The organism is Nocardia takedensis NBRC 100417 (genome assembly GCF_000308695.1).
Taxonomy (GTDB): Bacteria; Actinomycetota; Actinomycetes; order Mycobacteriales; family Mycobacteriaceae; genus Nocardia; species Nocardia takedensis.
The window spans coordinates 35,469-46,914 of the sequence record NZ_BAGG01000049.1 but is presented as its reverse complement, the minus strand read 5'-3'; the positions used below and the strand labels follow the sequence as shown (position 1 = coordinate 46,914).

The 11,446-nt window shown below is 70.6% G+C and carries 9 protein-coding genes; 3 read left to right on the top strand and 6 right to left on the bottom strand.

The features are described 5' to 3' along the window. From ON30_RS10510 to ON30_RS10490, 5 genes are all read right to left on the bottom strand, one after another. On the bottom strand, positions 1–1,534 hold a 1,534-nt coding region (locus tag ON30_RS10510; RefSeq protein WP_218006245.1), incomplete at its 3' end, for a beta-ketoacyl synthase N-terminal-like domain-containing protein. Next, a complete protein-coding gene (locus tag ON30_RS10505; RefSeq protein ID WP_051029161.1) occupies positions 1,531–2,151 on the bottom strand; it encodes an anthranilate synthase component II in 621 nt (206 codons plus the stop codon). The genes ON30_RS10505 and ON30_RS10510, both read right to left, overlap by 4 nt. Further along, positions 2,148–3,764 (bottom strand): aminodeoxychorismate synthase component I, encoded by a 1,617-nt coding sequence (pabB, locus tag ON30_RS10500; protein WP_063719859.1) that lies wholly within the window; start codon positions 3,762–3,764, stop codon positions 2,148–2,150. Before pabB ends, ON30_RS10505 begins: the two co-directional genes overlap by 4 nt. 40 nt (positions 3,765–3,804) lie before the next feature. Further along, a complete protein-coding gene (locus ON30_RS10495; protein ID WP_157183682.1) occupies positions 3,805–4,668 on the bottom strand; it encodes an alpha/beta fold hydrolase in 864 nt (287 codons plus the stop codon). Positions 4,669–4,737: 69 nt separating this feature from the next. Further along, complete coding sequence (locus tag ON30_RS10490) at positions 4,738–6,270, bottom strand: class I adenylate-forming enzyme family protein (RefSeq protein ID WP_083911292.1); 1,533 nt, start codon at positions 6,268–6,270, stop codon at positions 4,738–4,740. An 876-nt stretch (positions 6,271–7,146) separates the two neighbouring features. On the opposite strand from ON30_RS10490, the gene ON30_RS10485 reads away from it, so the two are divergent. The 3 genes from ON30_RS10485 (at position 7,147) to ON30_RS10475 (ending at position 10,009) form a co-directional block, all read left to right on the top strand. Further along, on the top strand, positions 7,147–7,596 hold the full coding sequence (locus ON30_RS10485) for a nitroreductase/quinone reductase family protein (protein ID WP_040706134.1): 450 nt from the start codon (positions 7,147–7,149) through the stop codon (positions 7,594–7,596). A gap of 56 nt (positions 7,597–7,652) precedes the next feature. Further along, a complete protein-coding gene (locus ON30_RS10480; protein ID WP_040706132.1) occupies positions 7,653–8,822 on the top strand; it encodes an alpha/beta hydrolase in 1,170 nt (389 codons plus the stop codon). Between the two features lie 155 nt (positions 8,823–8,977). Next, positions 8,978–10,009 (top strand): helix-turn-helix transcriptional regulator, encoded by a 1,032-nt coding sequence (locus tag ON30_RS10475; RefSeq protein ID WP_040706130.1) that lies wholly within the window; start codon positions 8,978–8,980, stop codon positions 10,007–10,009. Positions 10,010–10,156: 147 nt separating this feature from the next. Here ON30_RS10475 and ON30_RS10470 read toward each other — a convergent pair whose 3' ends face one another. Beyond that, complete coding sequence (locus tag ON30_RS10470; protein ID WP_040706128.1) at positions 10,157–11,446, bottom strand: type III PLP-dependent enzyme domain-containing protein; 1,290 nt, start codon at positions 11,444–11,446, stop codon at positions 10,157–10,159.

Sequence of the window (11,446 nt, the reverse complement as noted above, 5' to 3'; positions counted from 1 at the left end):
ACCGCTCGGCCGCGGCCGCGCGCAGCGCGCGACGCGCCTGCTCGACGTCCGCGGCGACCACGGCGAGTCGGTGATCGAAGGCGGACCGACCCACCGCCAGGGTGTAGGCGGCCTCGGCCAGGCCGGTGCTCGGCGAGCAGCGCAGGAATTCGTCCAGGTCGGCGGCCTGGCGACGCAGCGCGGTGGCCGTCTTGGCCGACAGGCACAGCAGGTGCGCGTCGCGCGCGGGTCCGGCCGGCGCTTCCTGCTCGGCGCGGAACTCCTCGAGCAGCACGTGCGCGTTGGTGCCGGAGAACCCGAAACCGCTCACGCCCGCGACCAGCGCGCCCCGGTCGTTGCGCTGCCAGGGCACCCGCTGGGTCGGCACCCGGGCGGGCGCGTTGGCAAGGTCCAGGGCCGGATTCAGCGACCCCACCTGGCGATTGGGCGGAATCTCCCCGCGTTCGAGGCTCAGCACGGTCTTGACCAGCGCCGCCATCCCGGCCGCCTGCTCGAGGTGACCGAGGTTGGTCTTCACCGCGCCGAGAGTCACCCGGCCGGTGCGTTCGGCCCCGAAGGCACGCAGGATGCCGTCGACCTCCTTCGGATCGCCCACCGCCGTCCCGGTGCCGTGGGTCTCGACGAAGGTGACCTCCTCGGGCCGCATGCCGCCCCGGGCCAGCGCCTGCACCAGCACCTCGCGCTGGGCATCGGGCGAGGGCGCGATCAGGGCGGGGGTGTGCCCGTCGTGGTTGATGGCGGTGCCCCGCACGATCGCGCGCGGGGTCAGCCTACGGCGTCGGGCCTGGTCCAGGCGCATGACGATCAGCGCGCCGCAGCCCTCGGCGCGGGCGAAACCGTCGGCGTCCTCGGAGAAGGTCTTGCAGCGGCCGTCGGGCGAGAGCACGTTGAGCTCCGAGAGCAGCAGGTGTTGAATGGGATTGACGATCGCCTGCGAGGCCGCCACGATCGCGGTCTCGCACTCGCCCGCCAGCAGGCTCTGGCAGGCCACGTGCAGCGCCACCAGCGAACTCGAGCAGGCGGTGTCGAGGGCGAAGGTCGGCCCGGACAGGTTCAGGAAATGCGCGACCCGGCCCGCGGCCATGCAGAACAGCCCGTTCACGCCGCCGAAGCCCGCGTGCCGGAAATTGCGGCCGAGGAATTCGTTCTGCGCGGGACCGAAGAACACCCCGGTCTTCGTGCCGCTCAACGACGACGGCGCGATCCCGGAATTCTCCAGCGCTTTCCAGGTGGTCTCCAACAGGATCCGGTGCTGCGGGTCCATGCCGCGCGCCTCGGATTCGCTGATCCCGAAGAATTCGGCGTCGAAACCGCAGACGTCGTCGATGAATCCGCCGCGTTCGGCGTACATCTTCCCGACGGCGGGTTCGGGCGAATAGTAGCGGCCCCGGTCCCAGCGCTCCTCGGGAATCTCACCGGTCGCGTCGATCGCGCCTTCCAGCAGCGACCAGAACGCGGCGGGACTGTCGGCCGAACCCGGGAAATTACACGCCAGACCCACGACCACCAGGGGATTGTCTGGGTAGTCACTCATCTGCTCATCACCCGTTCGCTGTAGTCGTGATTCTCGCCGGCCCACCCGCCCGCGAGGAAATTGCCGAGTATCGCCTTGCCCGTGGCGGTGCCGATGGATTCCGGATGGAACTGCACGCCGTGGATGGGGTGGACGCGGTGTCGCACACCCATCAGCACGTCGCCGGTGGTGGCGGTGACGGCCAGGCAGTCGGGCAGACTGGCCGCCTCGGCCACCAGCGAGTGGTAGCGCATCACCTCGACCGTGGCGGGCAGGCCGGTGAACACCCCGCGCCCGTCGTGTTCGATCCAACTGGTCTTGCCGTGCATGGGCTGTTCGGCGCGCACGATGCGCCCGCCGAAGGCGTGCACGATCCCCTGGTGGCCCAGGCAGACGCCGAGAATCGGAATGCGCTGCCCGAGTTCGCGAATGGTCTCCAGGCAGACCCCGAAATAGTCCGGGTCCTCCGGGGAGCCCGGTCCGGGCGAGATGATGATCCGGTCCGGGTTCTCGCGGGCGATATCGCCCACGGACACCTCGTCGTTGCGGAACACCAGCGGCGCCTCGTCCAACCCCGCGACGTACTGGTAGAGGTTGAAGGTGAACGAATCGTAGTTGTCCAGGATGATCGTCTTCACTGTCGCGCCTGCCTCACCGCGCCGAAATCCGCGCCGATGTCACGGTTCTCGTGTCCGTCCTCGGGCGCGAAGATCGCCTGCACGTTGCGCAGGGCGGTGACCAGCGCCCGTGCCTTGTCGATGGTCTCGTCGTATTCGCCGTCGGGATCGGAGTCGGTGACGATCGCCCCGCCCACGTGGAAATGGCAGAGCCCGTCCTTGACGACGAACGTCCGGATCACGATGCTGAAATCCGCGTGGCCGGAATGGTCCAGATAGCCGATGGCGCCGGAATAGATGCCGCGCGGGCGGCGCTCCAGACTGTCGATGATCTTGAGCGATTCGATCTTCGGCGCACCGGTCATCGATCCGCCCGGAAAGGCCGAACGCACCAGATCCAGTGCGGTGCAGCCGGGTCGGAGTCGCCCGACCACGGTGGACACGAGTTGGAACACCGTCGCGTACTCCTCGACGACCAGCAGTTCGGGCACCTCGACCGAATCCACCTCGCAGACGCGGCCGAAATCGTTGCGCACCAGGTCCACGATCATGATGTTCTCGGCGCGGTCCTTGATCGCGGTCCCCAATGCCACGCGACTGCGCTCGTCCTCCTCGGCCACGCCGGTGCGTCGCCGGGTGCCCTTGATCGGCCTGCTCTCGGCGCGTCCGTCGCGATCCACCCGCAGGAACCGCTCCGGCGAGGAGGAGACCACGGCCAGGCCGGGCACGGACAGGAACGCGGCGAACGGCGCGGGATTGATCCGGCGCAGTTCGCGGTACAGGTCCCAGGCGCTGCCGCGCAGGCGCGGCGAGGTCAACCGGTGGGTCAGGCAGACCTCGAACACGTCGCCCGCGGCGATGTGCTCCTTGGCCCGTTCGACCAGCGCGCCGTATTCGGCGCGGTCGTTGGCCGACCACACCGGCGGCGGTTCGACCGCGCGGGTCGGCCCCGTCCAGGGCGCGGGCGGATTGTCCTCGAGGTGGGCGATCCGTTCGAGCCAACGGCGGCGCACCCGCGCGATCTCGGCCTCGGCCTGGTCGACGGTCTGCCCGCGGCCGACGATCGACAGGTAGCAGCGACCGGTCTCGTGGCAGGTGGCCAACACGCTGTCGACGAACATGAACAGCACGTCGGGCGCGCCGATGTCGTCCACCCCGGAGGAGGGCACATCCTCGACGAAAGCGGCTGCCTCGTAACCGAAATAGCCGACCGCGCCGCCGGTGAACGGCACCGCCGTCGAGGTGGGCCGCACCCGCAACCGGTCGAGCAGTCCGGCCAACTCGCCGAAGACGTCGCCGGTGCGGTAGGCGCGCACCTCGGGACCGCGCACACCCGGCGAGGAGTCGGTGAGCCGCACCTGCACGTCGCCGCTGGGATGTCCCTCGGCGGCGCGGCGCGCCTGGAAGACCAGGTACGGGTCGCCGCCGAGAAAGGAGTACCGGCCCAGGCGGGCGTCCTGTTTGGCGCTGTCGAGCAGGAACGAGTACGACGCGGAGGCGAAGACCTGTTGGTAGAGGTGGAACGGTAGCCGCAGCGAAATGTCGACCATCGCGTGACGATGGACGGGAGCCACTTCGAGTTCCGGATCGAGCGACGCTCCGGCGGCACCGTTGATCGGCAGATCGACGGTCATGGGGGGACCACTCACACTTTCTGGAAGAGCCTGGCGGAGATCAGCTCTCGGCGAAGCGCAGGACCGCGGCGGCGAAGGCGTCCGGGTCCTGCTGGACCACGCAGTGCCCGGTGGCGAAATGCGTGCGTTCCAGACCCGGGAGCAGTTTCTCCGCGGCCGTGACCATGGGGGCGTAGACCGGCTCGGACGACTGACAGGAGGCCAGGCACACCGGTACCCGCAGCGTCGCCAGTGACGCGAAGATCTCCGAATTCGCGTAGGACTGCTCCATCGCGCGGAAGATCGGCAGCAGCATCGCCGCCTCGGTACTCGGTGCGCAGCGCAGGTGCCACGCGCCGTCGCGCCGCACCAGACCGTGTTCGACGAAGGCGCGCAGCGGGGCGTCCCGCCAGCCGGCGAATCCCGAACCCCTGGCCAGCCGCGTGCGGGCCTGCTCGGGGTCGGGGAATTCGCTGCGGCGCTCGCGCACCTTGCCCAGGACGAAGCTCGGGATCTGACCGAGCGGCTGATCGGGGACGACATCCTCGCGCGGGATCATCACGGTCGGTTCGACGGCGAAGATCCGCGCGAAGGCCGCGGGCCGACGGGCCGCCGCGAGCAGCGCGTCCGTCGCGCCCGCGCTGTGGGCGACGGCATAGGCGCCCGCGAGGTCGAAATGGTCGATCACCGCGCACAGGTCGTCGGCGAAGTCCACGAAGTCGTAGCCCTCGGCGGGCTGATCGCTGAGCCCCTGACCGCGCCGATCCATGGCCAGCACGGTGTGCGTGGGGGCCAGGGCGGGCAGGATCTCCTCCCAGACCTGGGCCACGTATCCGGTGCCGTGGATCAGGACCGCGACGGGCCGACCCGGTTCGGGATCGGCCGTCGCGTGCACGACGACACGGACTCCGGTGGGACCGGACACCGTGTGCCGCACCGGGAATCGATCAGCCCCGGACACGGCCGGCCCCGTCGAGACAGCCGCCCCCGGACCTCATTCGGCCGCCTGCAGCGCGCGGGCGAGCAGGTTGCGACGCACCTTCCACGATCCGGTGAACGGGATCTCCTCCCAACGACGTTGCACCACGGGCACTTCGGCGATGCCGAGTTCGGCGGCGAGTTCGTCCCAGCGCGCGGAGTCGAGGGTTTCGCCGTCGCGCGGACAGACTACCGCCACCAACCCGTCCTCGGGTTTCACGAACACGACCTCGGCGAGTTCGGGCAGCGCCCCGAGCAGGCGGTCCTCGAGTTCGAGCAGGCTGACCCGACCCTCGGCCTTGTCGAAGGCGCGGTCGTGCAGTTCGAGCAGACCGTCCTCGCGCAACCGGCCGACGTCGCCCAGATTCCACCACGAACCGGGCGCGAGTTGTTCCCCGCCCACGTAGCCGACCTGGAGACCGTGCGTCTTGACCTGCAAGTTCCCGGCCGTGCCCGCGGGCAGTTCGGTGCCCTCGTCATCGACCACGCGGACCTCGGTGAACCCGCCCAGCGGCGCGCCGACGACCCGCGACTCGAGGGTGTCCAGGTTGGCCCGGCTCGCGATGCCCACGGTGATCGGGCCGCATTCGGTCTGCCCGTAGCCCTGGAGGTAGACCACGTCGGGCTGATCGGACCCGGTGATGAGGGCGCGCACGGTGCGCGGGTGGATGGCGTCGAAGGTGCCGATGTAGCGGCGCACCGAGCCCAGCGGCCTGCTCGGGTCGGCGGCCAGCCCCTCCCAGCGCAGGTAGATGTTCGGGTGGGTCTCGATTGTGTCGGGCTGGTAGTCGAGCAGGATCTGCTTGACGTGCTCGGGTTCGGGATCGGTGACCGCCATCAGCGGCATACCCAGTTCGAGCAGGATGAGCAGCGCCGAGCACGCGCGGGCGTGCACGAACGACAAGCAGCGCAACGACTTTCCGGGCTGGGTGCTGACGCTGCGGCTGAGCGCGATGATCGCGGCGGCGTGCGCGTAGAGCGAGGCGTGGGTGTGCGGGACCAGTTTCGGGTAGCCGGTGGTGCCCGAGGTGTGGTTGATGACCGCGATCTCGTCCAGGGTGTTGCGGTGCCGCTCGTGGGTCTCGGTGGCGGTGGCGTGGGTCAGCCAGGTCACCTCGGTCTCGCTCAGCGAGAGCAGGGCGGTGGTGAGTTTGCCCAGGCGTTCGGCCAGATCGCCGAATCGGGCCGCGGTGTGGTCGTCGAGGACCGCGTAGGGCCGGTTCAACTTCTCGAACGAGGCGTAGAGCTCCTCGGGAAGCAGCTTCTCCGACAACAGGACCGGCACCGCGCCCAGGCGCTGGGCCGCCACGGCGACGGCCAGGATGTCGGTGTTGTTGCGTTTGCACACGACCACCTGATCGCCGAAACGCACTCCGGCGGACCACAATCGGTCGGCCAGCTCCGCCACGTGGCGCGCCAGCTGCCCCTGGGTGCGGATCTCCTCGGCGGCGTGAACCCAGGGCGTATCCGTCAGGAACGGCACGTCGGGATGTTCCGCGGCGGCACGTTCCAGGGCATCAGGCAAACTCGTAGCTATCACATCGTTCATGGGACGTAGTCCCCTCCCCTGCTCGACCTCGAACACAGGCACCGCCAAGCGGGCTCCGGCTGACCCGGCTCGTCGCCGGTGGCACTCACAGTAGGTTGCCGCGACCGTCGGTTGTCAACGTTTCGAACGCCGAGTCCCAGAATGTGGGCACCGGACAACCCTCGCGAAGCGCCCGGCAAACGCTCGCGATCGGGCGGCCCGCGCACCGGCCGCCCGCACGCCCGATCGACTGCGGACCACCCGCCCGACACCGCGGCACAACTGCGGGGACATGTCCACCAAACACTGTCAGATCGACTGTCCAACTTACTGTTTCGCCGAGTACGGAACCGCCCGGGCCCAGTTGCCCGGAGCGGGTCCGCCGAGGGGCGACACTCCATCCGAGCTGGCTGTTTGCCCGAGCTGTCCGAGTGCGCCGCGCAGGTCCGCCGAACCACCGGCGCGACCCCGGCACGGGTGCGCTGTCCGCGTCGCGGACCGGGCGGACGCGCGCCCGCCCGGCGCTTGCACACCGTACGAACGCCATCCGAAAACCCATGTTCCGCACCTTCCGGGCGACCGCGGAATCCGGGGCGAAAAGCTGGATTACCCGACACCCGCCGAACGGTCGGTTCGCCGTTCAGCGAAGTCATGGCAACCGCAAGCCACACTGACACCGCCCGCCCGCCGATCGACGCGGACGGACACCTCGCGCCGATACGCTGGCGCGGCGGGCCCGTCGCTGTTACGGTCTCGAATCGTGTGCGGGCCGCGGCGGTCGCCCCAATTCGGTTGCGCACCCGAGTATTCGACGGCCCTTCACCCGGGGCGGGTTGCGCGCAGTACCACGATCGAGTCACCGGGAACCGTGCCGGTGTCGAGCAGAAACGAGTCACCATGGCCTTGTCACCGGCAGCACAGTCGTTCAACAAACGCATCCTGCACCCCGTGATGGTCACGGCGCTGCGACTGGGCATCGCGCCGCCCACCTTCGCCCTGCTCGAGACGACCGGGCGGCGCACCGGCAAGCGACGCCAGGTCCCGGTCGCCAACGGCATCGACGGCGACACCTTCTGGCTCATCGCGGGGTTGGGCGAGAAATCGCCGTTCGTGCGCAACATCGAGGCCGACCCGCGCATCCGCGTCAAGGTCAAGCCCGCGCGTTTCCGCGACGGCCTGCTGCCGCGCTGGCGCACCGGCACCGCCACCCCACTGCCCGAGGACGACAGCCTCGCCCGGCACCGCACCCTCGGCGTGGGCCGCCCCGGCTACCGCGCGGACGGCGTCCTGCTCAGGAAGCTCGCCGAAGGCGGCCGACTGCTCACCGTGCGGGTCGACCTGGACTGAACTCCCGCGCGGCGCGCCGGATCCGGCCGGGCGGCGGCATCTGGGTTAATGGCCCCATGCTGATTCGCTCGATCGTCACACTCCTCGGGGTGGCGTTGGCCGCGGCGCTCGGCACGGCCGCCTACGTCATCGCCTCGGCCACCATTCCCGCGGCGTTGATCCCGGTGTCCTTCGTGACCGGCGACTACGGCCTGTACCTGATCGCCGCGGGCGTGCTCGGCCTCGGCATCGGCCTGATCCTGCTGCAACGCCGCAACCACACGGCGCTGCGCCTGCTCGGCGCGCTGATCGCGCTCGTGTCCGTCCTCGGGGCGGTGGCCGCGTTCTTCCCGCAGTCGGCCGCCTGGCGCGAAGCCGATCGCGTCGGCGCGGACATGTCGGTGCTGAACTACCTGACCGAAGGGCTGAACACCGGCGGCGCGGACGATTCGCTCGCGGTGCCCTACGCCACGGTCGACGGCACACCACTGCTGCTGGAACCGATGGTGCCCACCGACTACGTCGATCGGCCGCGGCCCGCCGTGGTCTGGGTACACGGCGGCGGATTCACCTCCGGTGACCGGGGACAGTCGCCGCGCTGGCGCGAATGGCTGCGCAACCGGGGCTACGCGGTGTTCAGCGTCGACTACCGACTCGCGCCGCCGCCGCGCTGGGATCAGGCCGCCGCCGACGTGAAATGCGCGATCGGGTGGATCAGACAGCAGGCCAGGCAGTTCAGCATCGACCCGGACCGGGTCATGGCGGCGGGCGCGTCGGCGGGCGGCAATCTCGCATTGCTGGCGGCCTATTCGGACGACCGGATCACGCCGAGTTGCCCGGTCGGGGACACCTCGGTCAGCGCCGTCACCGCCTTCTACCCGCCCACCGACCTGGCCGCGGGTTGGCGCGACTCCGGCGACCCGGACTACACCCACCAGGTTCTCACCGACTATCTCGGCGGCCCGCCGGAGTCCGTGCCCGACCGCTACGCCGCCGCCTCGCCCCTGACCTATGTGCGACCGGGACTGCCGCCCACCCTGCTGCTGCACGGCACCAGGGACCACGTGGTGCCCTTCGACCAATCGAGGGCGCTGACCGAGGCGCTGGAAGGCGCGGGCGTCCCGCACACCCTGCAACCGCTGCCCTACGCCGAACACGGCTACGACGTCGCCTGGGGTGTCTGGCCCACCCAGATCTCGCGCCACGTCTTCGCCGAATTCCTCGACCAAAGCTTCCCCGTACCCTGAACCGCTCGGCGCTTCAGCGCTTCTGGACCACGCGCTCCCCCGCCCCGGGCCTCCACACGGTGATCCGCAGGTGGTCCTCGACCACCTCGACGGCGAGATGACGCTACGAGGTGAACCTGTCATCTGCTGTCAGGTTCACCGGCTAGTCTCGGGCGATGCGCGCGAGCAGACTGGTGCGGTTGCTGTTGATCCTGCAAACCAGGGGTCATGTCACCGCGGGCGAGTTGGCGGGCGAACTCGAGGTGTCGGTGCGCACGATCTACCGCGATGTGGAGGCGCTGTCGACCGCGGGCGTACCGGTGTACTGCGAACAGGGGCGCGGCGGCGGCGTGCGACTGATCGAGGGATATCGCACCCGGCTGACCGGCCTGACCTCGGAGGAGGCTGACGCGGTCCTGCTTGCGGGCCTGCCGGGGGCCGCCGCCGATCTGGGTCTGGGCGCGATGCTGGCGACCGCGCAGTTGAAGGTGCTGGCCGCGCTGCCGCCGGAACTGCGCGGCCGCGCCACCCGCATCGCCGAGCGGGTGCACCTCGACGCGCCGGGCTGGTTCCATCGCCCCGAACAGACCCCCACCCTGGCCACCCTCACCGACGCGCTGTGGCGCGACCGCCGCCTCGCCGTGGACTATGACCGCGGGGACCAGACCGTGCGCCGCACCCTGGACCCGCTGGGCCTGGTCCTCAAGGCGGGCACCTGGTACCTGGTGGCCCGTCATCGTGACGATGACGCAGCACCTCGACCTCCCGAAATCGACCGTCACCGTGACGGTTCCGTCCCGGAGATCCGTTCCTACCGCGTCAGCCGCATCCGCGCCGCCGCCGCGCTGGACGAACCCTTCACCCGCCCGGCCGATTTCGACCTGGCCGCCCACTGGCGGGCCGCGCAGGAGGATTTCGCCCGCTCGATGCTGCGGGTGCGGGCGGTGTGCCGGGTCGACGCGGAACACCTCGGACTGCTCGGACTGGGTTTCGAGCCCGCCGCCGTCGCCGAAGCGCGCGCGTCGATGTCCGCCCCGGACGCCGAGGGTTGGGTCCGCCTGACCTTGCCCGCCGAGTCCTATCCGGTCCTGCTGCACGGCGTGCTGTTCCTCGGCCAGCACATCGAAATCCTGGAACCGCCGCACCTGCGCGCCGAGATCACCGCGATCGCCGCCGCCATGGCCCGCCGCTACGGCCTCGACCACTGAGGGATTCCGGAACCTGTGGCGGCGCGGCGATCCCAACCGGTCGCAACGCAACCGCCGGTGGCCGGGCACACCGACGGGCAAGCGTGACCATGATCTGCCGCGCGGTTCCGGCCCGTGCCGCGCGTCCCGACCAGCGCTGGGCGGCGGTCAGAAAAAGGTGTGGACCAAGTCGATCACGCGAGGGGCGGGGGCTTCGACGTCGTCCAGGACCGGGATGAGTCGCCACTTGTCGAAGGCCGTGCAGGGATGGGAAAGTCCCAGACGCACCGTCGATCCCACGGGAAGCGCCGTCTCGGCGGGGAGGCGGAGGTAAGCGTGTTGGTCGTCCATACCGGTGACCGAGGCGTCCGGCAGAGCCGTCCACGCACCGTCGATCAGCGCCCGTTGCGGGACCGGGAATCCCTTGTCGTACGGGAGATCACGTTTGCCCGCGTCCAGCAGGGCCAGGCCCGGTTCGGGACGGGAGACCACCCGCGCCCACCCGTGCATGGCCGAACGGAGCGGACGGCGCGCGCGGTCCGGGGTCAGCGGTGAGATCCCGGCGTAGAACCCGTCGTCGTGGACGAGGTAGGCCCCCGCGCGCAGGACCACGGTGGTCGGTGTTCCGCGCGCGCCCGCCTCGTCGGACAACTCCGCCAGCCGCTCGACCACCAGGTCCGGGTAGGCGCTGCCGCCCGCGGTGACGAGCGCGGCGTCGTCGTACACCCCGTCCCGCAGGTACTCGTGCAGGCCGGCGATCGCGTCCAGCATGGCGCGCACCGCGGCGAGGGCGGCAGGCCCCCGGTCCGCGCCGAGGATGCCCTCGTACCCGCCGACGCCCGCCAGACGTAGCGTGTCCGCGCCGTGTACCGCGTCGGCGACGGCGCGCGCGGTCGCGAGGTCACGGGTTCCGGTGCGCCCGCCGGGCCCGCCCACCTCCACCAGCACCCGCAACGGCGGTGCGCCCGCGGGCCACCGCCGCCGCAGCAGGTCGACCGCCACGACGCTGTCGACCCAGCACCAGCACTCGAACTCCGGGTCGTGCTCGGCTTCCGCGGCCAGCCAGGCCACGCCGACCGGGTCCAGCGCTTCGTTGGCCAGCACGATCCGACGCACCCGGTAGGCGCGGGCCAGCTGGACCTGCCACAGGGTGGCGAAGGTCAGACCCCAGCTTCCCGCCGCCAACTGGTCGGCCCACAGGCGCGGGGCCATCGTCGTCTTGCCGTGCGGGGCCAGGCGCACGCCGTGCGCGGCGGCCCAGTCGCCCATGATCGCCGTATTGGCCGCCAACGCCGCCCGGTCCAGGGTCAGCAACGGGGTCTGGAAATCGGCCGGAACCGGTGCGGTGGCGAGGAATTCGCGGACGGTCGAGCCCCAGGCGGCGGGCGGCAGCGCCTTGTGCTCGGGACCGATCACCCGGTCCGTGAGGGCCTCGACGGCCTGCCGGTCGATGTCCAC